Source organism: Roseibium sp. (assembly GCF_048260565.1).
GTDB lineage: Bacteria > Pseudomonadota > Alphaproteobacteria > Rhizobiales > Stappiaceae > Roseibium.
Window position 1 is genome coordinate 258,575 of record NZ_JBLXGP010000001.1, and the last position, 21,881, is coordinate 280,455.

The following is a 21,881-nucleotide window of genomic DNA, read 5'->3' on the forward strand; positions in this document are numbered from 1 at the left end:
GGGTTGCATGAGGCGAGTTGTCGTTACAGGTCTGGGCATGGTGTCTCCGCTTGGCGGAGGTGTCGATGTGTCCTGGAAAAAAATCCTCGAGGGAAAAAGCGGCGCCAACAAGGTGACCAGTTTTCCGGTCGACGATCTGGCGTGTCAGATCGCTTGCCAGATCCCGCGTGATCCTTCGGAAGAAGGTGCGTTCAATCCGGACGACTGGATGGACGTCAAGGAACAGCGCAAGGTCGATGACTTCATCGTCTATGCGATGGCCGCGGCCGATCAGGCCATGGCCGACAGCGGCTGGAAGGCCGAAACCTACGAAGACCAGATTCGTGCCGGGGTCTTGATCGGTTCCGGTATCGGCGGTCTGCAGGGCATCGAACAGGCCGCGCATACCCTTGCCGACAAGGGCCCGCGCCGGATCAGCCCGTTCTTCATTCCCGGCCGCCTGATCAATCTTGCCGGTGGTTACGTATCCATCCGCCATGGTCTGAAAGGGCCGAATTCGGCGGTGGTGACAGCCTGTTCCACCGGTGCGCACGCCATTGGCGACGCGTCTCGCCTGATCGCCTTCGGCGATGCGGACGTCATGGTCGCCGGCGGCACGGAATCGCCGATCTGCCGTCTGGCGCTGGCCGGATTCGCCGCCTGCCGCGCCCTGTCGACCGGCTTTAACGATGCCCCGGAAAAGGCCTCCCGTCCCTATGACAAGGACCGGGACGGCTTCGTCATGGGCGAAGGCGCCGGTGTGGTCGTCCTGGAAGAATATGAGCATGCGGTGCGCCGCGGAGCCCGCATCTACGCCGAGGTCATCGGCTACGGCATGTCCGGTGACGCCTATCACATCACCGCGCCGTCTTCCGACGGTGACGGGGCCTACCGTTGCATGGATGCGGCCCTGCGCCGCGCTGGCATTTCTGCCTCCGATGTCGACTACGTGAATGCGCACGGCACGTCGACCCCGATGGGCGACGAAATCGAACTGGGAGCAATCACCCGGCTTGCCGGCAATGCCGCCAACCGGCTGACCATGTCTTCCACGAAATCATCGACGGGTCACCTGCTCGGTGCGGCCGGGGCGATCGAGGCGATCTTCTCGGTGCTTGCCATCCACGACGGAATCGCTCCGCCGACCATCAATCTTGAAAATCCGTCGGTCGAGACCGAAATCGACCTTGTGGCGAACACCGCAAAGAAGATGGATATCAACGTTGCATTGTCCAACTCCTTCGGGTTCGGTGGCACCAATGCTTCGCTCGTCTTCCGGAAAATTGCTGCGTAAGCGGGCCGACTATTGCCTCATTGTCGCGGGACAATCCCCCCGCGACGACGAGAGTGCTCCGGCTTTACCGTAAAACGCGCGCCGCCGGAGGCTGCTGCGGCATGTAGCTGCTACAGCTTGTATCAGGAGGTTCGATCCATATGGGCATAAAACCGAGAAGCCCGCGCGAAGCAATCCAGCCGGAGCCGGCGCCGGGACCGCCGCCGCGCTCGCGCCATGTGCGCAATCCGATCGTCATTCTGATCAATATGGTCATCTTCCTCGCCTTCATGGGCGTTGTGGCGTTCGGTGCGGCCCTTTATTTCGGCAAGCAGGCATTCGAGGCGGCCGGCCCCCTGAAAACGGACGAGACGGTGATCATCGCGTCCGGGTCAGGCCTTTCCGGAATTATCGAACGACTGGCTGCCAAAAACGTCATCAACGATGACTGGGTCGATGAGATCGTTTTCAATCTCGGTGTGCGGTTTTACAAGAACGCGACCAATCTGAAGGCCGGTGAATATGCCTTTACCGCCGGCGTAAGCATGCATGACGTCATGACCGATCTGGTCGAAGGCAATGCGGTCACCCATGCGGTGACAATACCCGAAGGCTGGTCGACGGCCCAGGTTCTGGAACGGCTGAAGGAAAACAAGATCCTCAAGGGCGAGATCACGGAAGTGCCCGAAGAAGGCGCGCTTCTGCCCGAGACCTACACGTTTACCCGGGGCATGAGCCGTCAGGAACTCCTGAACCAGATGACAAAGGCGCAGACGAAACTGCTCGCCGAAATATGGGCGCGTCGTGCCGAAGGTCTCCCCATCAAGACGCCGGAAGAACTGGTTATCCTGGCGTCCATTGTGGAAAAGGAAACCGCAAAGGCGGATGAAAGGCCGCGCGTTGCCGGCGTTTTCGTCAATCGGCTGAACCGGAACATGCGCCTGGAGTCCGACCCGACCATCCTCTACGGGCTTTACGGTGGCGAGGCCTGGCTGAAAGACCGCTCCGCCATCAAGCAATCCGAAAAGACAGCTGACAACAAGTACAATACCTACCAGATCGACGGGTTGCCGCCGGGGCCGATCGGCAATCCGGGACGTGCCTCCATGGAGGCGGTCGCCAATCCGTCGCGCACCAAGGAACTCTTCTTCGTTGCAAGCGGCGATGGCGGCCACGTGTTCTCGGAAACCTACGAGCAACACCAGGCGAATGTCGCGAAATGGCGCAAGGTGGAACGCGAAAAGCGGAAACGAGAGCAGGAAGCGGCCGAACAGCCCGCTGCGGAACAGCCGGCGCAGTCGAACTGACGCGAATTGAGTTGGGGGCAGGGCCGGTTTCCGATACTGGCCTGGCCGGGAAAGGCGATCGGAGACCGATATGACACTTGCCAGCATGACGGGATTCGCCCGCACCCAAGGCGAAGCCGGCAATGTCCGCTGGACCTGGGAACTCAGGTCGGTCAACGGCAAAAACCTGGATGTCCGGATCCGCATGCCGGCCGGCCTGGAAGTTCTGGAGCCGAAGGTCAGGGAGCGATGCGCCAAGCTGCTCCGCCGCGGCAATGTCACCGCGGGCCTGTCCATGCAGCGCGATCAGGGCGAAGCGGTTCTGACCATCAATCAGAATGCGCTCGATGCGGTGCTGGCGGCGATCGACTTGCTGAAAGCCCGTCTGCCGGACGTGCCGCCGCCGAGCCTGGACGGTATTCTGGGGCAGAAAGGCGTCTTTGAGCTCAAGGAGCCGGAGGACGATGAAGACGCCCGTGAGGCCTTGCACAGCAGCCTGCTGACCACTCTGGACGCCGCTCTTCTGGATCTCGTCGACATGCGCCATACGGAAGGCAAGGCGATTTCTCAGGTCGTCTGCGGGCATATCGACCGGATTGCGGACCTTACCAGCCGTGCGGAGGCCCATCCCGCGCGCCAGCCTGAAGCGATCCGGCAGCGCCTTGAGGCGCAGGTGGCAGAGCTGATGGATGCCTCGTCCGGGCAACTCGACCCGCAGCGCCTGCACCAGGAGGCGGCTATCCTCGCGACCAAGGCGGATATCCGCGAGGAACTGGATCGCCTGCAGGCCCACGTCAAGGCCGTCAGGGAATTGCTGGCGACGGGAGGCGCGATCGGTCGCCGCCTCGATTTCCTTGCGCAGGAATTTAACCGTGAGACGAACACTTTGTGCTCCAAGTCCAATGACGTCGAGTTGACATCCATCGGGCTTGATCTGAAGTCGGTGATCGACCAGATGCGCGAGCAGATCCAGAATCTGGAGTAGGCGGATGTCTGAAACCAATACCGGGACGACCGTGAGTGCCGACAAGGCGGAACAGGAACGCCGCGGGCTGATGCTGGTGCTGTCGTCGCCCTCGGGCGCCGGCAAGTCGACCATCGCCCGCCTGCTGCTGGAGCAGGAAGACAATCTGGAACTGTCGATCTCGGTGACCACGAGGCCACGCCGCAGCAGCGAGGTCCATGGTGTCCATTACCATTTTCTCGAGCCCAAACATTTCGAGAAGATGAAGGAACACGACGAGTTGCTGGAATGGGCCGAAGTCCACGGCAATTACTATGCGACACCGCGCGGTCCGGTCGAAGAGGCGATTGAGAACGGGCGGGATATCCTGTTCGACATCGATATCCAGGGCACCTTCCAGCTTTATCAGAAGATGCGCGCGGATGTGGTGTCCGTGTTCATTCTGCCGCCATCCATCGCGGAAATGAAGTCCCGCCTGCATCGCCGGGCCGAGGATACCGACGCTGTCATCCTGAAGCGGCTGGAAACGGCGGTCGGCGAGATGAAGCACTGGGCGGAATACGACTATGTTGTCGTCAATGACGACCTGGAACGCGCACTGGGCAACGTCCGCGCGATCCTGCGGGCGGAACGCCTGAAGCAGAGCCGGTCACCCGCGATCGGCCCGCTCATCGACGGTATGGTTCAGGATCTCCAGACCGTGCTGAAGGGCGATAATCAGGCATAAGGCTCATAACCCATAATCAGCCGCAATCGATTGCCGCGAGGTCGGACGACCGGAAGTCCCTGGCTGTTCTGCGAAACACCGTCAGCCTGCCGGACATCCGCTCGATGGCGTTCCTGCTCATTCATGGAACCGTCAAGGCCTTGTTATGACCCTTCCCGGATCAGTTCGTCGCGAACTTCCATGAGAATCTTGCCGAGCATGTTCAGACCGCTGCCGTCTCCACCATCTGCCCAATAGCTGTCGTTCGAGGTGTGTTCGACAATCATGGCATTGCCGGTCGAAAGCAATGTCTCGCGAACATCTGAATGCTGTGCAACCTTGGCTCGGATGGCCGTTCGCATGACATCGTCTTTTATCTTGTTCCAATCGGCGCGCAGGGGCCAGGCGCGATTGCGGCCCAGTTTTGCAGCCTGCATGGGGGAAGGGGTCTTCCGGATCTTCCGAACGCACGCAGCATCGGTAAACTTCTGTCCCTGAAAATAGTGCTCCGTAGTCGGCCAGGCCGTACCGATAAAAACCGGATGTCGGGAAAAATTGGAGAAACATCCGTAGGGGGCGTTGACGCTGTAGAATTTAATAGTCGTCGTCATAAATGCTTCCATGGAAATAAAAATGTAATTGGTCCCAGGATGCAAACGCATAACCGGCAACGGACCGCTGCCGGAAATCCCCGAACTCATATTCGGGAACTTGAATCACACCTCTACTGAATTGCCAACCGGTTTATGGAACTTGGAGCATCGGACAAATGTTTCTAAGTTATCGCCCGATGCTCCAAGCTCAGGTCCTGAGATCAACCGCTGTGCTTCAGCTGCGCCTCAAACGCATTGGCAAGCCGAACGAAGCCGGAGACGTCGATCTCTTCGGCCCGGGCGGTCGGGTTGAGGCCGGCGGCCTCGATCAGTCCGTCCGCCGGCGAGGCGAGGGACTTCAGGCTGGCGCGTAGCATTTTTCGGCGCTGGCCAAAGGCGGCCGCGGTTACTTTTTCCAACATGCCAAGGGAACACTGCTGGGGAACCTCGCGCGGCACCAATTGAACGACCGCCGACGTCACCTTGGGCGGCGGCGTAAAGGCCTTCGGGCTGATGTCGAAGAGCATGCGTGCGGACGTGCGCCACCCCGCGAGTACCCCCAGACGTCCATAGGCTTTGGAACCCGGTTCGGCGACGATCCGTGCACCGACTTCCTTCTGGAACATCAATGTCAGGGACGACCAGAACGGCGGCCAGTCGGGTGTCGTGATCCAGTTGAGGAGAAGCTGGGTTCCGACGTTATAGGGAAGGTTGGCGATGATCTTGACCGGTCCGCCTCCGGTTATCTCCACCGGGTCGAGGGCAAGCGCATCCCCTTCGATGACTTGAAGACGGCCGGGATAGTGGTCCGAGATTTCCGAAAGGGCCGGCAGGCAGCGCCGGTCTTTCTCGACGGCCACGACCCGTCTTGCGCCGCTGGCGAGCAGGGCGCGGGTCAGCCCGCCCGGGCCGGGGCCGATTTCAAGCACGGTGACATCTTCCAGCGGCGCGGCTGCCCTGGCGATACGGGACGTCAGGTTCAGGTCCAGGAGAAAGTTCTGGCCGAGCGATTTACGGGCGTCGAGACCGTGCGTGGCAATGACTTCACGCAGCGGAGGCAGGTCGTCGATCTGCCCCATCAGACACTTCCGGGTTTGGCCAGGACCGCCGCCATTCTCACCGCCGCCGCGAAACTGTCGGCGCGTGCGGTTCCGGTACCTGCGAGGGCATAAGCGGTGCCGTGGTCGGGCGAGGTCCTGACAAAGGGCAGGCCGAGTGTCACGTTGACCGATTCATCGAAGCCGATGGTCTTGGCGGGCACAAGCACCTGATCGTGATACATGCCGAGCACGCAGTCGTAGCTTTTGCGGGCCTCAGGATGGAACAGTGTATCGGCCGGATGCGGACCGGTGGCATCGATGCCCTCTGCTCTTAACGCAGCAATCGCAGGCGCGATGACCGTTAGTTCCTCGGTTCCCATGGCCCCGCCTTCGCCGGCGTGCGGATTGAGCCCGCAAAGGGCAAGCCGGGGCTTGTCGAAGCCGAAGCGGCTGACCAGGTCTCTCGCCGTAATCCGGGCCGTTTCGATAATGAGCTCTTCCGTCAACACTCCGGGGACCGCCTTCAGGGCGATGTGGATGGTCACGGGCACCACCATCAGCTCGGGGCCGGCGATCATCATCACGGGGTTGCCGGGAGCTTCGGGCCACATTTCTTGGGCCAGGTGACCGAGATATTCTGTATGTCCGGGAAACCGGAAGCCGGCGCCGTACAGGGCGGACTTGTTGATCGGATTGGTCACGACACCCGCGGCCCGGTTGTTTTGAACGTCTTCGACGCTCTCGCGGATGGAGGAGATCACGCTTTCCGCCGTTTCCGCTTTCTCCTCGCCGGGATTATCCTCGAGCGCGTGGCCCGTCGGAACGACCGGGAGACATTTACCGAAATAGCCTGTGGCTTCTTCCGGTTCCACGGCCTGGACAGGGACATCGAGACCGAGCCTTTTGGCGCGGCGGGCCAGGAAACCGGGATCGGCCCGGACATAGAAAGCCGGAAGGCCGAGCGCCTTGCGGGCGCACCAGGCCAAAAGGGTGATGTCGGGACCTATGCCGGCCGGCTCGCCACACGTGACGGCCAGAGGCGTCTTACGGGAAACCATGCCCTTGTTACCGTTGGACGATTGTTGCGCGAAGTTTCAGTTCCTGCAGATATCTGCGCATCAGCTGCTCGCCTTCTTTTTCGCGCAGCTGGTTTTCCACTTCGGTCCGCGCCGCAAGGTCGGAGGCCATCTCGCGCTTGCCGCAGACCGCGATCATCTCAAATCCTCGGCCGGTCTGCTGCGGTTTCGTAAGACGTCCGACTTCCGTTCCGGTGATGTCGTCTTTCATAGCAGGCGGCAATTCGGTTTCGAGGCGGCGTCCGACAGGCTTCAACACGACTTCGTTGAACTGACCGAGGAGCGCGCCGGCCGCGTCGCAACCGTTGAATTCCTTGCGGATCTGCGCGCTTTCCCGCTGCCTTTTTGACTTGAGCGAAGAAGACGCCTTTTTGGGAACGACCACGATGATCTGGCTGAGGTCATATTCGACCGAGGTGTTCTTGTCCTTGATGTCCGATTTCTTCAAGGCGGCGATCACCTCGGATTCATCGATCTTGATCTGGCTGCGAAAACGCGAACTGACCGTTTTCTGCCAGGCGATTTGCACCTTCAGCCTGTCCTTGAGCGTGTCCGGATTGACGCCGCTCTTGCGAAGGGCTGCGGACAGCTGTGATGGGGACATCTTGACGTTTCGCGCGATGGAAGCGAAAGCGTTGTCGATTTCTCCGCTGCTCGGAACGATACCGACGCGTTTGGCCTCGTCCATCTTGAGCACATCGTCGATCAGCTCCTGTTCCGCCATGTGGCGGGCAACGGATGCATTCTTACGAGAGGTCAGCTGTATGAGCCGCGCGCGCTGCTTGATGTCATATGTGGTGATGGGCTGATCGTTCACGATAACTTCGATCGAGGTCTGTGCCGCAGCAGGCATCTGGCCCAGGAGAAGGCCGATCATTAGCAGGCAAAGTGAGAAAGCGGGAATGCGCATTGAAGTCCTGTCCAGCCGAGGGTTTGCTTTTGTTTGTCGGTTCACGAACTGCCAAGGGGCCAAAATCGCTTCTGCCCCGAGTTTGCACAAACTGCCCGGTTTTGAAAGATGTTTGCTAAGTAGACCTGTCAGTTGTGGCCGTATAATGGCTCAAATTGACCGTTTTCGAATATCTAGCCGGAGAAGGGCCTAGTCGGAAAGACCGCTCGAGATCTGGGTGTTGCCGATGGTTCTAAGGCCGATGCGCATGTAGAAGGTCCGATTTACCTTGTCGCCATCGTTACGGCTGCGATCTTCCGCATAGGAAAGCGAAAGCGAGAAGCCCTCGTCGTCATAGCCGGCCCCGATCCCGTCTTGGACGACATCCGAATTTTCCAGGTCATAGCGCAATAGGCCGAACACTCGCCAATTGTCTTCCAGCCGTAGGCTCGCCGAACTCAGGATTTCCTCGCGCGGATCCGGAATTCCGAGGTTCGGCTGCGCGCTGAGGAAAGCGTAGGCAAGCGACGACGACAAGGGGCCATAACGCGCTGTCGCCTGAGCCTGGAAACGGCGGAATGAGAGGTCGTCTTCGTCCAGGCGTGCCTGCGCGCCGACACGGATCCCGTGATTGGTATTCAGATACAGACTGCTCACATAATCCGACTGGCTGGAAGCCAGGCCGGAATCCAGTGTGGCTCCCAGGATATCCGGCGTGGCGTAGGAGTTTTTACCACCCAGCTGGTAGGAGCGGCCGAACAGGGCGCTCATGTAGTAACCGCGGTCCAGTTGAAGCTTGTAATTCAAGCCCACGTTCAGGCGCGAACCGCCTTCGGCACGGTCAAATCCTGAAAACTTGTCCCATTCGAACAGCGTCGTGGCGTCGAATACGATGCTCTGGGCATCTTCGTTCGGCAGTTCGCCGATACTTTGTTCGTCCGGGCGCACGATAACCTGAGCCACCGGTTCCAGGATCTGGTTGCCGCCCTGGAAGGTGGCGATGAAAGGATAACGGTATTCCAGACCGGCAGCCGGCATGGCCCGGCCGGCAATGGCATCGCCTGTGAGCGCGTTCACATTCGGGTCGGCGGAGGCATTGAAGAACAGATCTCCCCGCACATAGGCAAACGGAGTGAAGGACTGGCCGATCGGATCGATGAAGGTACGGCGCCAGTTGGTCTGCATACTCATCCGCGAGAAGGTGCCGTCCACGCCGCGGAAACGGTCGACACCGCTTGCCCGGAACGCATCCGTCTTGGCCCGGGTCAGAGATGTGAAATTGCTGTCGAAGGACAGTTCTCCGCCCCCGATCGGATCATCGAAGACGAAATTATAGTCGACGACCGGAGCCACGAACGGCTGCTTGTCCTGAAGCGATTGCCCGATCGGCGAGAAGCCCGGCGCGTCGTAGGTCGGATTGGTATAATCCTCCTGAAAGATCGAGAAGGCGTATCCCTTGACGCTGAAGCCGTTCCGCAGCGTGTTGCCGCTCAGATAAGCTTCCGACGTTTCATCGTCGTCGTTGAAGCTGACGAACGAATAGTCTTTCAGGAAGGCGCGGTCGCTCTTGTAGGTAAGGTCCCAGCCGGCCTTCCAGTTTTCGCTCAGGTTGAAGTTACCGGTGGTATTGATGGCGCCGCGCCAGCGTCGATCGCCACTGGAACCGGAGAATTCGCTCGGGCGGGCCTGAAAGAGCCCGGCCGCCGCAAACGTGTAACCCCCGTTGGCCAGCTGATGGCGGAATTTGAAATCGGCCACGGCCCCCTGTTTGGACAGCGGGGTCAGAGTGGTGGTCAGGTCATAGTGCGGATCAAGTGCCCAGTAATAAGGTATCGAAGCGCCGAAGCCGAGTCGGTCGTTCGCGACCCCCGTGGGAATGAGGAAACCGCTTTTGCGTTTGACCGTCGGATCGGGCATCGACATGTACGGCAGATACGCGACCGGAGCTCCGAAGAATTCCAGCGAGGCGTTCTCGTAGTAGATGACCTTCTCTTTCTGGTCATGGATGATCTTCGCGGCTCGAATGCGCCACAACGGCGGTTTGTTGGGCGGATTGGTTGGTCGCGTATAGACCGTGTACAGGGCGTTGTCGAACGTGGTCACATTGCCGTCGGAACGGGTCGCCTTGTCCGCGATGAACCGGGTCCGCTGCGGCGTGTCGAGCTGCAGGGCATTCGCGAAGCCGTTGGCGAAGTCCTCCGACAAGGTGAGTTCATTTGTCCTCACCACATTCCCGGTCGGTTCGGTCATGACGACTTCGCCACGCGCCTTCAGCTCACCTTTGCGCCGGTCGTACACGATCTGGTGGGCGTCGACAGTATAGCCGTCATAAAAGATCTGGACGCCACCGGATGCGACGATCAGGTCACGGTCGAAATCGTAGGTGATCTGGTCGGATTCCAGGAGCATCTCCGCATCGGGATTGATCTGCGCCTGCAACTCCGTTTCCAGGCTTTGCTGCCCGTGGACTGGCAAGGTCAGGCTGGCGCAAGATACGGCTGCAACAACAGAAAACAAAACACCGCGCGCTGCGGATTTAAGTCCGCGCACGTTGCCCCGCTCGTCTGTTTTCAGGAGGAAGGAAGAACCGTTCACGCGCGCTTCATCCGTCTTCCTGATGCAACAGGATCGTCAGTCCCATGAGTACTCCAAATATTCCCGGCGCCCACGCAGCAACGATCGGCGGCACGATTCCTGCTCCGCCGAAGTCCTTCGAAAGCTCCGATAGAACGTAAAGCACGAAGCCGGCAATGATTCCACCCAGAATCAGTCCGCCCAACCCGCCAAATCGAGAAACCCGCAAAGAAACCGCCGCCGCAATGAGAATCATGGCCGCCAAAAGTAGGGGACGGGCGAGAAGGGTTTGATATTGCAAGGCATATCGATAGGCAGGCAAACCGGCGTTTCGCGCCAGATCGATGAACTGGGGCAGGTTCCAGAAGGAGATCGATTCGGGTGAGCCTATGCTCTCACGCACCTGGGTCCCGCTCAGGAAGGTGCTGATCTGGAAGGAGGCATATTGCTGCGGGTCGCGTTCGGTCGTGTAGACGGTCGCGTTCTTCAGATACCAGATTTGCTTGCCGAGTTCCGCCTCATCGGCCTCGATGCGTTCCTGAAAAGTCCCCTGATGGTCGAAGGCGAAGATCGTCACGCCCAGGAGACGGGTGCCGCCGTCAAGCAGTTGTTTGGCCAGAATCACGGATTCACCGTCCAGGCCGTCCTGACGGATCCACACCTGGTTGGTCGTCTGCATCAGGAAATTCTGCTCCGTGCCGAACAGGCCGGTCGCGACCTCGTCCGATTTCTGCTGCAGCCACACGGCGGCAGGATTGTAGACGGTGATGGAAAATATGCCGATCCCGATGCCGACGACCAGGGCGGGCATGGAAAACTGCCAGACAGATATTCCCGATGCCCGTGTCACGACCAGTTCAAGTGCACGGCTCAGACTGACAAAGGCGGCGATCGATCCGAACAGGACGGCGAAGGGGATGACCTGTTCAAGGAGCAGGGGGACGCGCAACAGGGAAATCAGGCTCACCCGCAAGACGGAGAACCCCTCCCGGTCGCTTCCCCGGCGGACGAGTTCCAGGACGTCGAACAGAAAGATCAGAACCGCCGCGAGCAGGAACAGGCCCACGATGGCTTTCAGGAAACGCCCGGAAAAATAGAGGGCAAGGGTACGGCCGAGAAGCATGGATCAGGAAGCCCCACCCATATTGCGGCCGCTTAGCCGTGCGGCGATGCGCTCGATGAGGGCGGACAGTTGTTCGACCCGATGCGTCAGCCATCTCGGTGCGGGACCGGCCTGCTCCCTGAAAATCGACCAGGATGCAATGGCAATCCCCAGAAGCGGCACGATGAATAGCAGAATGAGGACACCTCTGTTGCCATCGGCAATGGACGTAACCCCAAATCCCACAGTTCTCAGGCCAACGCAGGCGCTGATTGCGCCGAGGACGGAAACGCTCCGATTCTGCCGGGTTGTCCGCGCCTTGCCGAGGAAGGCGAACACGATCACACCGAAGGCGAGGCTGTAGAGAGGCTGGCTGAACCGGTCATAGAGCTCGTTACGCAGTTTGTCGGGATTTTGCAGCGCATACGCGTCGTTGCGCGCCGGAGCTATCAGGTTCGTAGTGGAGCGTTCGCTGGCCTTAAAGACCGGCTGCGAAGCTTCGGGAATGAGATTGGAAAGATCGAAGGCGTAGGATTCGAAACGTACGATCGAAATGTCGCCCTGATTCTTCGGCCGGCGCTGGATCGTGCCGTTCCGCATGACAAGTAGCGTCTTGTTGGCGGTTTCCACGATTTCGCCTGTCTCTGCCTGATAGGTGAAGGCGGTATCGGGATCGCGCGTGTCGTGTAAGAGCAACCCGTCAAGCGTTCCGTTGCCCGATCGGTTCCGGATATGGAAGGTCAGGCCGTCTTCGACGGCGATGAAGCGCCCGGGCTTGACGATGTTGGCGACGAGATCGGCTCTGACCCGGGTGATTTCGCTGCGCAGCTTCGCCAAACCCATCGGGGAGAGATAGAGCGAATTGAACGCCACCAGCGCCATGATGGCCGCGGCGAAAATCAGCACAGGCTTCAGGACGAGAAAGCGCGAGCCGCCGGTCGCATCGATCACGATCAGCTCGCTGTCGCCGGAAAGGGCGTTCAGCACCATGATCAGAGCAATCATCAGCGCGAACGGCGCCACGATCACGATCAGGAAGGGCATCGCCAGCATCGTGATCGAAATGAACTGGACGATGGTCTGCCCTTTTGACGTGACAAGATCGAGCTGCCTGAGGGCCTGGGTGGCCCAGACGACGCCGGTCATGGCGATAAGGGTCATGGCAAAGGCATAGAAGGCACGCCGTATGATATATTTTTCCAGAATTTTCATACGCTTACGGTGTGTATCCTTCGAGGAGACGGAAAGTGCGGAGGAAGAGGCGCGTCCTTAACCGTCATCACCCTACCGAATAACACGATTTTTGGTGAACAGCCCACAAACAAGAATGGTTAACGAAGAATAATTTTTCACACCGCTTGTCGAGCGGGAAGACGCGGGCCATCATTCGCGCAACGCGTGCGGACCGGAGAATTTCTCTGGATAAGCGGAACTCAGGATCCTGACCGGAATAGGCATATGACAAAGCAAATAAAAACTTCCTTCATCAAACTGGCCGCGCCCAAGAGCGGCGTCGCTGTTGCTTTCGCCGCCGAGGGTCTCGGCCTGGGAGCTGTGACGGCAGAATTCCTGGACAATATGACCGGCGGCCTGGAGCGCGCAGCCGGCATTGCCAAATTCACCGGCAAGAAATCCTCCACGCTCGACCTGATCGCGCCTGCGGGGCTTGGTGTGGACCGGCTGATCCTGGTCGGTCTGGGCAAGCCGGAAGACCTCGGCGAGCAGGACTGGCTGAAACTCGGCGGAACGGTCATGGGCGCCCTGGACAGTGCAAAGGCGTCCGATGCCACGGTTCTGGCGGAGATCGCAGGCGAGGGGGACCTGTCCGCCGACGCGCTTGCTGCCTTCGCCATGGGGGCGAAGCTGCGTGCCTACAAGTTCGACACCTACAAGACCAGGAAGGCGGATGACGACAGCGGACCGTCCGCGCTGAAGCTGCAGATCGCCGTATCCGACCCGCGACCGGTGAAAAAGGCATGGGCGGCCGCCGACGGCATTGCCGATGGGGTGTATCTCGCCCGCGATCTCGTCAACGAACCGCCGAATGCGCTTGGGCCGGTGGAGTTTGCCGACAAGGCTGCGGCGTTGAAGAAACTCGGCGTCGAGATCGAGATCCTCGGCGAGAAGGAAATGAAGAAGCTGAAGATGGCCGCACTCCTGGGCGTGTCCCAGGGAGCGACCCGGCCGCCGCGCCTCGTCATCATGCGCTGGAACGGCGGCAAGAAGAATGAGGCGCCGCTCGCCTTCGTCGGCAAGGGCGTCGTTTTCGACACCGGCGGCATCTCCATCAAGCCGGCGGCCGGAATGGAAGAGATGAAGGGAGACATGGGCGGGGCGGCCGCCGTCACCGGCCTGATGCATGCGCTGGCCGCCAGGAAGGCCAAGGCGAATGTGATCGGCGTGATCGGGCTGGTGGAAAACATGCCCGACGGCAATGCGCAGCGCCCGGGCGACATCGTCAAGGCCATGTCCGGAACCACGATCGAGATCCTCAACACCGACGCGGAGGGCCGGCTCGTTCTGGCCGATGCCATGTGGTACACGCAGGACCGGTTCAAACCGGCTTTCATGATCGATCTGGCAACGCTCACCGGCGCCGTCATTGTCGCGCTCGGCAACCACAACGCCGGTCTCTACTCCAACAACGACGACCTGGCCGAAAAACTGAAATCGGCGGCGGACGAGACCGGGGAGGCGGTGTGGCGCATGCCCCTCAGCCCGGATTATGACAAGCTGATCGATACCCCCAACGCGGATGTGAAAAACACAGGCGGCCGGTGGGCCGGTTCGATCACGGCGGCCCAATTCCTGCAGCGTTTTGCCAATGACATGCCCTGGGCACACCTGGACATCGCGGGCACGGCTTTCGGTTCTCCGAAAAACGAAATCAACCAGGGCTGGGCGTCGGGCTACGGTGTCCGCCTGCTCGACCGGCTGGTTTCGTCCTTCTACGAGAAGTAAGCGGCCCGGAAATGCAAAAACCCGCCGGATCGGCGGGTTTTTGTTCGTTCGCCCGTGAAGGCTGAATGTTGAATCCGTCCGCTTTCAGCAGGTCTTGTAGGCCTGACAGGCGGTTGCCTGTTCAGTCACGATAAGGCCCATACCGGCGGTGGCGCCGGCAATGGCGAAAACGAGCGCGAAAAATACAACGACGCGTCCTAGCATCAAATCCCCCGTTGTGTCAGATCCGGCCCCCGTGCCGGTCTGTCCCTACCCCAAATCATGTGGAGCCAAGGCGTCCCGGCGACATTAGTAGCCAATCGACATTTTCGAAGCGTTAATGATACGAGTCGAAGCGGAAGTCCATGGCAGTGACTGGATGTGTGCCACACAAACGCGAGGTGTTGCCGCGCTGCATCATCCCGTAGGGGCAAGAGACTCGAAAGCGGTGCAAGTGGTGTTCAAATGAGTGTTGAAGTCCTTTTCTATCATCTGACCGACCAGCCGCTCGAGGCGGCCCTGCCGAAGCTTTTGCAGAAATGTCTGGAAAGGGACTGGAAGGTCGTTGTGCAGACCGGAACCCTGGAACGCTGTCGGGCGCTGGATGCCCATTTGTGGACGTTTGCCGACGACAGCTTTCTGCCGCATGGAACCGCCGACGATGGGTATGCCGAACATCAGCCGATCTTTTTGACCCCCAGTCAGGACAATCCGAATGAGGCGGAAGTCCGTTTTCTGGTGGACCGGGCCGATCCGCCGTCACTTGGAGGTTATAGACGGGCTGTCTATATGTTCGACGGACGAGACCAGGAAGCGATCGCCGAAGCACGTCAGCGCTGGAAGGAGGCGAAAGCGGAGGGGTTCGAAGTCACCTACTGGCAGCAGACCGCATCGGGCGGATGGGAGCGCAAGGCATGAGTGAAATCGGCGATCCGAAGTCTGCGGAGTTGAAGTCTGCAGAGTTTCTGGCGAGACGGGATGCCGCGCGTGAGCGGATCGACCGTCTGACCGGCGCCGATGGCGGTGACGCGGAAGACCGTCAGACCTGGTTCCGGGCGGTCTACCGGGAAGCCGGCGGCGACCCGGCGGCCGTTCCCTGGGCGGATCTTGCGCCCAAGAAGGCGCTGGTCGACTGGCTTGCGAGCAATCCGGGCAACGGGGAAAGCGCTCTCGATGTCGCCTGTGGTCTGGGGGATAACGCGGAAGCGCTGGCGGGCGCCGGATACCGGACGACGGCTTTCGATCTGGCTCCCGAGGCGATCGACTGGGCGAAAAAGCGCTTTCCGGATAGCACGGTCGATTATCAGGCCGCCGATCTTTTTGCCCTTCCGGAGAACTGGACCGGAAAATTCGACCTCGTTCACGAGTGCTATACGCTGCAGGCCCTGAAGGACCCCATGCGCCACGATGCCATCGGTGTTCTGGCGGACCTAGTGGCTCCCGGCGGACGCCTTTTGATGATCACGAGAAGCCGGGACGAGGGGAGTGATGCCAAGGGACCGCCCTGGCCCATGATGCCGTCGGAGTGGCTCCGGTTTACCGAGCACGGGCTCACGCTGGTCGATGAGGACTATTACAACGTGGAGCGTCCGGACCGGACGATCCCGCACGTGATGGCGCTGTTCCGGAAGCCGGAATAAAGACGCAGAATGAATAACAAACAGGGAGGGGATGAAACGACTATGGCGAAATTGAAAGTCTCGTCGGCGGATCTGGTGGCGCGGGCACGGGCCCAGGTCGAGGAAATCGAAACGGCCGACGCCATTGAAATGGTCGGTAATCCGGATGTGGTCATGGTCGACCTGCGGGATGTGCGCGAGCGCCAGCGCACCGGTTTCATTCCCGGCAGCTTTCACTGCCCGCGCGGCATGGCCGAATTCTGGGTCGACCCGGAAAGCCCCTATTACAAGGAGGTTTTCGGTGAGGACAAGACCTTCGTGCTGTATTGCGGCTCCGGCTGGCGCTCCGCCCTGACGGCCGTAGCCCTGAAGGAAATGGGCTTCGATTGCGCCCACCTCAAGGAAGGCTTTTCCACCTGGGAGGAAAAGGGCGGACCGGTCGAGCGAAAAGACTAGGTTTCCTCGAATTTTCCGCCCCGTCCGGCGCCGCCGGAGAACTGGCTGGCCCCCGCCAGGCCTTCCTTTTCGAAGATTTCGCGGTTGCGCCATTCGCGGATCAGCGCCTCGTTGAACGGCAGGTCGAAACCCTCGAGTGCGGAAGCCCGGTCCGCGCGCAGGCAGGCTTGCGGAAAACGGGCGATTTCGGCGGCGAGTTCTTCCGCCGCCTGCCGGGCGGTGCCGTCCGCGACCACCCGCTCGCACAGGCCGATGCGCAGGGCTTCGTCCGCCTCGACCTTGCGGCCGGTCAGGATCAGGTCCATCGCCCGCCCCATGCCGACAAGCCTCGGCAGGCGAACGGTGCCGCCATCGATCAGCGGCACGCCCCATCGGCGGCAGAAGACGCCCATATAGGCGCTTTTCTCCATGATGCGCATGTCGCACCACAGGGCCAGTTCCATGCCGCCGGCAACGGCGGGGCCGGAGATGGCGGCGATCACGGGCTTGGAAAGCGTGAGCCGGCTCGGCCCCATCGGTCCCTTTGCGATGTCGTCGCCACGGCCGCCGGCCCAACCGTCGGGAATGCCCAGCTCTGCGAGGGGCATTTCCTGCGTCAGAGCGCTGGCCGCCTTCAGGTCATAGCCCGCGCAGAAGGCGCCGTCTTCGCCGTAAAAGACGGCGACAGAGGCATCACTGTCGTCGTCGAAGGCCAGAAACGCCTCATAGAGACGGTTGGCCGTGTCATCATCGACCGCGTTGCGGGCATGGGGCCGCGACAGGATGACAGTCGTCACCGGGCCGCTTTTTTCGGTACGTACCGAGGTCTCGCCGGACATGTTTCCTCCCAAAAACAGTTGCGGTTCAGCCCAGCCGCTCCAGCAACTGCAGCAGCTTGCCGATGTGGTCAATCCTGTGGAACCGGTCGTGGCCCGCAGGCTCTTCCGCGTGTTCCAGGCCCCAGGTCAGCTGATAGGGCACATGCACGCCGATGCTGCCAGCCTCAAGGGCCGGCAGGATATCCGATTTCAGCGAATTGCCGATCATCAGGGCGTTTTCGGCGCCTGAGCCATGACGCGCGAACAGCGCCTGATAGGTGTCGGCAGTCTTCTCGCTGACCACCTCGATGGCATTGAAATAATCCGCAAGGCCGGACGCGGCGATCTTGCGCTCCTGGTCGAACAGGTCGCCCTTGGTGATCAGCACCAGCCGGTAGTCGCCCGCGACCGCTTCGAGCGTTTCGCGGACATGGGGCAGGGGCTCCACCGGGTGGGACAGCATGTCCTTGCCGGCTTCGAGAATTTCCGAAATGACGGATGCCGGCACCTTCCGGTCGGTGACATCGAGCGCCGTTTCGATCATGGAGAGCATGAAGCCCTTGATGCCATAGCCATACTGCGCGACGTTGCGCCGCTCGGCGGCCAGCAGGCGTTCCTCAAGGTGCTTCTTGTCCGCGTAATCGGCCAGAAGCGCGGCAAAGCGGTCTTCGGTCAGCCTGAAGACGGTTTCATTGTGCCACAGCGTGTCGTCGGCATCGAAGCCGAGCGTGTCCGGTGTTGCGCCGGCGCTCATGAAGACCTCCGTTCAGCTCGCTTCTTCGTATTCGGCGGAAAGCTCCAGCCACTCTTCTTCGGTCTTGACGAGCTTCTTTTCGCAATAAGCCCGTTCCTTGGCGAATTTGGTGGCCCGCTCCGGTTCCCGCGTGAAGAATTCGGGATCGGCTAAGGCCTCGTCCAGCTTGACGATCTTGTCCTGGAGACGTGACATTTCCTTTTCCGCCGCCTCGATTTTCTGGCGAAGCGGCTTGAGCACGTGGCGTTTTTCGGCGGCCTCCCGGCGGCGCTCCTGGGCCGATCCCTTGTCGTCCTCCTCTTCCTTGCGCGCCTTTTTCTCCGCGTCCGGTCCCTGCAGGATCAGACGGCGATAATCTTCCATATCCCCGTCATAGGGTGCCACGCCTCCGTCGGCGACGAGCCAGAGCCGGTCGGCGCAGGCTTCCACCAGATGACGGTCGTGGGAAATCAGCACGACGGCGCCCTGGAACTCGTTAAGCGCGAGGATCAGCGCTTCGCGGCTATCGATGTCGAGATGGTTGGTCGGCTCGTCGAGGATGAGCAGGTTCGGACCGTCGAAGGTGGCAAGGCCGAGCAAAAGCCGCGCCTTTTCTCCGCCGGAGAGGTCTTTCGCCGGGGTGTCCATCCGGTCGGTCGGCAGGCCGAAGCGGGCGACTCGGGCGCGCACCTGCGCTTCCGGTGCCTGGGGCATCAGCCGGCGGACGTGTTCGACGGCGTTTTCCGCCGGGCGCAACTCATCGAGCTGGTGCTGGGCGAAAAAGGCGATCTTGAGTTTCGTCGCCTTGGTGATCTCGCCGCCCATGGCATCCAGCCGTCCGGAAATCAGCTTGGCGAAGGTGGACTTGCCGTTGCCGTTGGCGCCGAGCAGGGCAATCCGGTCGTCGGTGTCGATATTGACCGTAAGCCGCTTCAGGATTTCCTTGCCGTCATAGCCGGTGGAGACGTTTTCAAGTTTCAGGATCGGCGGCGCCAGGCGGCCCTCCGGATCGGGGAAGTGGATCGGAAAGCTGCTTTCTTCGGTGAGTGCCGCAATCGGCTCCATCTTCTCCAGCATCTTCAGCCTGGACTGCGCCTGGCGTGCCTTGGTTGCCTTGGCGCGGAACCGGTCGACGAACGCCTGCATGTGCTTGCGCTGCTCGTCCTGTTTTTCCTTGGCCTTCTGCTGCAGGATCATCTTTTCCCGCCGCTGCCGGTCGAAGCTGTCATAGCCGCCGCGATAAAAGGTCAGCTTGCCCCGGTCGAGATGGGCAATGCTGTCGACGGCATTGTTGAGCAGGTCACGGTCGTGGGAGATCAGCACCACCTGGTGCGGATAGCGGGAAACGTAATTCTCCAGCCAGAGCGTGCCTTCCAGGTCTAGGTAGTTTGTCGGCTCGTCGAGAAGCAAAAGATCCGGCTCGGAAAAGAGCACCGCGGCCAGGGCGACACGCATGCGCCAGCCGCCGGAAAAGGCGGAGCAGGGACGCTTCTGCGCCTCCGCGTCGAAGCCGAGGCCGGAGAGGATCGCACCCGCGCGCGCTTCCGCGGTATGACTGCCGATATCGGCAAGACGCGTATGGATATCGGCAATGCGCGCCGGATCTGTCTCGGTTTCGGCTTCTTCAAGCAGGCGCGTGCGTTCCGTATCGGCGGCAAGCACAACGTCGATCAGGCTGTCCTCGGTGCCGGGCGCTTCCTGCGCGACCTGGCCGATCCGGGCGCTCTTCGGGATCTGGATCGAGCCGGATTCGGAGGACAAATCGCCGGTGATCAGCTTGAACAGCGTCGACTTGCCCGCGCCGTTGCGCCCCACAAGTCCGGTCTTGGAACGGGCGGGGAGGGTGACGCTGGCCTGGTCGATGAGGAGTCGTCCGGCGATCCGGTAAGTTAGGTCGGTAATCTGCAACATGGGAGCGATGTTTGGAGGAGCTTGGGCGTGCTTTCAAGTCCTATCAGGCCTTACAGCGCTAATTGTTGGTGGCCACCTGATCCAGATAGAGTTCGGCAAATCCCGCCATCAGTTCGTAGCAAAGGGTCAATTCGCGTTTGTCCGGGTCCCAATAGGCATTCTCCTGGCCGCAGGGCCTTGCGGTAAAGGTCACCTTGTCGGGAAGGGCGTAAAGCGTATCGAAATTCTCCGCGACGAGTTCAAGGAGCCCGCTTTCCTTCAGGAAAATTTCCATGGACGCCAGGTCCGGGGGAACCTTCCGATAGTAGATCGAAATTCTGCCTGCGGGCTTCTCGCTGCTGCGCAAGTGGGCCTTCGTTGCTTTCTCCCAGGATTGCCATGTCTGTTCGTAATCGTTGGCGCAGCTTGCCCTTCGATCGGAAGGCAGGCCCAGATCGGTTGCAAGCTGACCGAACGCAGCTTCATCGCTGCCGGCCATCAGGCAGAGGATCCGGTAGCCTCTTTGCAGATCGAGATCGTGCTCGCCATAAAAGGTAAGATCGTCGGCATTCCGCTCGGCAATCAGAAACCAGCCGATCATCGCGTTGGAAAGCCACAAGTCCATGTCGGGGTCATGGACGGAAAGCATCGTGACGGTCGCTAGATTGTCGACGGCGTCTTCCTCCTGGCCCAGGATAGGAAGACCGAACTCGGACACCAGCATATGCCCGCCCTCGTGATAGAGCGTGAACAGGACGTTGCCGGTGACGAAGCCGAACAGATCCTCCAGATCCTCCGTCTGTAGCCGTTCCAGCCGCAGGTCCAGATTGCCGGACGCCTGGGCCGGGCGGAGAGGAAAAAAGCACGAAAGCGCGACCAGACAGAATGCGCAAACGGTGAACGGGATGATCCGCATGAGGCGCGCGCAGGTTTTACGTCCTGTTTCGGCCGAAGGTGCGGGAAAACGAATAATCCGGCAGGCTCGACCCACCATAGCTCATTCTCCGAGTGACTGCCCCGCAGACCGGGAACGGCTGTAGGTCAGAGCAAATTAGCTTGCTCAAGAGCCGATATCCATCAAAAGCTGGAAGCAGCACACGTCATTTTCAGCCCATCAATCCAAGGCCGGTCTGTCGCTGGAAAAACATGAGGTTGAGGATCTGCGGCTCGTAGCCCTGCATGCTGAGCAGAGCCTGAGCCTGTGCCCTATAGTGACTTTGATGGTGAAACAGCAAAATGATGGCGCCTCCCACCGGCTGTTCTATTGTCGCCGGATCAAGGACGGTCCTGAATTGAACCATGCGGGTCAGTCCGACCTCCGTGCTCTCCTGGCAGAAGCGGCTCAATTCCTCATCCGTCGTTTGCCGCCGGGCCTTGAGCTCTTTGAAAGAGTCGGTGATCGTCTCGTCAAACGAAGGATATTTGTCGCCCCTGCCTGCGAAACGCTCCAGCCACAGCAGATCGACCAGCAGGATGTGGTCCAGCGTCTTGTGGATCGAGCCGTATTCGGTTCTCAGATCGCGGTGGTAGATCTCTTCGGGTACCTGTTCACAATCGGCAAAAAGGCGCTCGTTCGCCCAGCGATTGTATTCCATCATCATATTCAACAAGGCTTTCACGAACACACTCCCTTATGCATCACGAAATGTATGCATTGTTCGCAGTGGTGTGATTTACGAGGATTCAACCGTATTTTGCAAGTGCGGCAATTGCATAATCTACCATTAGTTGAATATGAGCGGGTAAAAGTAGCATTACCGGTAAAAATGAGTATACCGCGTTGGATAAAATGCCGGATTGCCTTACCGCTGGGTCACCAGCGGGCCGGAGTGAAACCGGCATGTGGCCGCATGACATGAAAATGTCATCGCCTGGCCCCCTTGCATGGAAAACGGCGCAAAGCTATTAGAGGCGCGATTTTCACAACCGGTGTCCGGCGCCATCCCGCGCAGGCCGGAAAAAGC

Annotated in this window: 20 protein-coding genes; 8 read left to right on the plus strand and 12 right to left on the minus strand. The window is 60.3% G+C overall.

All coding sequences use genetic code 11. From position 1 onward, the window contains the following. Window positions 1–7 precede the first annotated feature (7 nt). The 4 genes from fabF (at window position 8) to gmk (ending at window position 4,229) form a co-directional block, all read left to right on the plus strand. Entirely contained in the window at window positions 8–1,273 is a 1,266-nt protein-coding gene (fabF, locus tag ACN0SO_RS01200; protein ID WP_417673677.1) for a beta-ketoacyl-ACP synthase II, read from the plus strand. Between the two features lie 140 nt (window positions 1,274–1,413). Next, entirely contained in the window at window positions 1,414–2,559 is a 1,146-nt protein-coding gene (mltG, locus tag ACN0SO_RS01205) for an endolytic transglycosylase MltG (RefSeq protein WP_417673679.1), read from the plus strand. 70 nt (window positions 2,560–2,629) lie between these two features. Next, the gene (locus ACN0SO_RS01210) at window positions 2,630–3,523 is read left to right on the plus strand and encodes a YicC/YloC family endoribonuclease (RefSeq protein WP_417673681.1); all 894 of its coding nucleotides are present in this window, start codon (window positions 2,630–2,632) and stop codon (window positions 3,521–3,523) included. 4 nt (window positions 3,524–3,527) lie between these two features. Further along, window positions 3,528–4,229, plus strand: coding sequence for a guanylate kinase (gene gmk, locus ACN0SO_RS01215; protein WP_417673683.1), 702 nt, complete (start codon window positions 3,528–3,530; stop codon window positions 4,227–4,229). A gap of 143 nt (window positions 4,230–4,372) precedes the next feature. On the opposite strand, the gene ACN0SO_RS01220 is transcribed toward gmk, so the two are convergent. From ACN0SO_RS01220 to lptF, 7 genes are all read right to left on the minus strand, one after another. Then, a complete protein-coding gene (locus ACN0SO_RS01220) occupies window positions 4,373–4,819 on the minus strand; it encodes an NADAR family protein (protein WP_417673685.1) in 447 nt (148 codons plus the stop codon). Between the two features lie 203 nt (window positions 4,820–5,022). After that, on the minus strand, window positions 5,023–5,880 hold the full coding sequence (rsmA, locus tag ACN0SO_RS01225) for a 16S rRNA (adenine(1518)-N(6)/adenine(1519)-N(6))-dimethyltransferase RsmA (RefSeq protein ID WP_417673687.1): 858 nt from the start codon (window positions 5,878–5,880) through the stop codon (window positions 5,023–5,025). After that, entirely contained in the window at window positions 5,880–6,899 is a 1,020-nt protein-coding gene (pdxA, locus tag ACN0SO_RS01230; RefSeq protein WP_417673689.1) for a 4-hydroxythreonine-4-phosphate dehydrogenase PdxA, read from the minus strand. The genes rsmA and pdxA overlap by 1 nt, the downstream gene beginning before the upstream one ends. Before the next feature lie 7 nt (window positions 6,900–6,906). Then, window positions 6,907–7,827 (minus strand): SurA N-terminal domain-containing protein, encoded by a 921-nt coding sequence (locus tag ACN0SO_RS01235; RefSeq protein WP_417673691.1) that lies wholly within the window; start codon window positions 7,825–7,827, stop codon window positions 6,907–6,909. A gap of 189 nt (window positions 7,828–8,016) precedes the next feature. Next, window positions 8,017–10,401: an LPS-assembly protein LptD gene (locus ACN0SO_RS01240; RefSeq protein ID WP_417673693.1), complete on the minus strand. Its 2,385-nt coding sequence runs from the start codon at window positions 10,399–10,401 to the stop codon at window positions 8,017–8,019. Between the two features lie 7 nt (window positions 10,402–10,408). Beyond that, window positions 10,409–11,503 (minus strand): LPS export ABC transporter permease LptG, encoded by a 1,095-nt coding sequence (lptG, locus tag ACN0SO_RS01245; protein ID WP_417673695.1) that lies wholly within the window; start codon window positions 11,501–11,503, stop codon window positions 10,409–10,411. Window positions 11,504–11,506: 3 nt separating this feature from the next. Next, window positions 11,507–12,694, minus strand: a complete 1,188-nt coding sequence (gene lptF, locus ACN0SO_RS01250; RefSeq protein WP_417673697.1) for an LPS export ABC transporter permease LptF — start codon at window positions 12,692–12,694, stop codon at window positions 11,507–11,509. A 246-nt stretch (window positions 12,695–12,940) separates the two neighbouring features. Between lptF and ACN0SO_RS01255 the strand changes: the two genes are divergently transcribed. The 4 genes from ACN0SO_RS01255 (at window position 12,941) to ACN0SO_RS01270 (ending at window position 16,497) form a co-directional block, all read left to right on the plus strand. Further along, window positions 12,941–14,443: a leucyl aminopeptidase gene (locus tag ACN0SO_RS01255; RefSeq protein ID WP_417673699.1), complete on the plus strand. Its 1,503-nt coding sequence runs from the start codon at window positions 12,941–12,943 to the stop codon at window positions 14,441–14,443. Window positions 14,444–14,887: 444 nt separating this feature from the next. Continuing rightward, window positions 14,888–15,340, plus strand: coding sequence for a DNA polymerase III subunit chi (locus ACN0SO_RS01260; RefSeq protein WP_417673701.1), 453 nt, complete (start codon window positions 14,888–14,890; stop codon window positions 15,338–15,340). Then, complete coding sequence (locus tag ACN0SO_RS01265; protein WP_417673703.1) at window positions 15,337–16,062, plus strand: class I SAM-dependent methyltransferase; 726 nt, start codon at window positions 15,337–15,339, stop codon at window positions 16,060–16,062. The genes ACN0SO_RS01260 and ACN0SO_RS01265 overlap by 4 nt, the downstream gene beginning before the upstream one ends. Window positions 16,063–16,104: 42 nt before the next feature. Beyond that, window positions 16,105–16,497, plus strand: a complete 393-nt coding sequence (locus tag ACN0SO_RS01270) for a rhodanese-like domain-containing protein (protein ID WP_417673705.1) — start codon at window positions 16,105–16,107, stop codon at window positions 16,495–16,497. On the opposite strand, the gene ACN0SO_RS01275 is transcribed toward ACN0SO_RS01270, so the two are convergent. From ACN0SO_RS01275 to ACN0SO_RS01295, 5 genes are all read right to left on the minus strand, one after another. Continuing rightward, window positions 16,494–17,315: a crotonase/enoyl-CoA hydratase family protein gene (locus tag ACN0SO_RS01275; protein WP_417673707.1), complete on the minus strand. Its 822-nt coding sequence runs from the start codon at window positions 17,313–17,315 to the stop codon at window positions 16,494–16,496. The two genes, ACN0SO_RS01270 and ACN0SO_RS01275, sit on opposite strands and share 4 nt — an antisense overlap. Before the next feature lie 25 nt (window positions 17,316–17,340). Further along, on the minus strand, window positions 17,341–18,048 hold the full coding sequence (locus ACN0SO_RS01280) for an HAD family hydrolase (protein ID WP_417673709.1): 708 nt from the start codon (window positions 18,046–18,048) through the stop codon (window positions 17,341–17,343). A gap of 12 nt (window positions 18,049–18,060) precedes the next feature. Beyond that, window positions 18,061–19,938 carry an ABC-F family ATP-binding cassette domain-containing protein gene (locus ACN0SO_RS01285; protein ID WP_417673711.1) on the minus strand — a complete coding sequence of 626 codons (1,878 nt, stop codon included), beginning with the start codon at window positions 19,936–19,938 and terminating at the stop codon, window positions 18,061–18,063. A gap of 58 nt (window positions 19,939–19,996) precedes the next feature. After that, window positions 19,997–20,833, minus strand: coding sequence for a DUF4344 domain-containing metallopeptidase (locus ACN0SO_RS01290; protein ID WP_417673713.1), 837 nt, complete (start codon window positions 20,831–20,833; stop codon window positions 19,997–19,999). A gap of 190 nt (window positions 20,834–21,023) precedes the next feature. Beyond that, entirely contained in the window at window positions 21,024–21,536 is a 513-nt protein-coding gene (locus ACN0SO_RS01295) for a DinB family protein (protein ID WP_417673715.1), read from the minus strand. Window positions 21,537–21,881 lie beyond the last annotated feature (345 nt).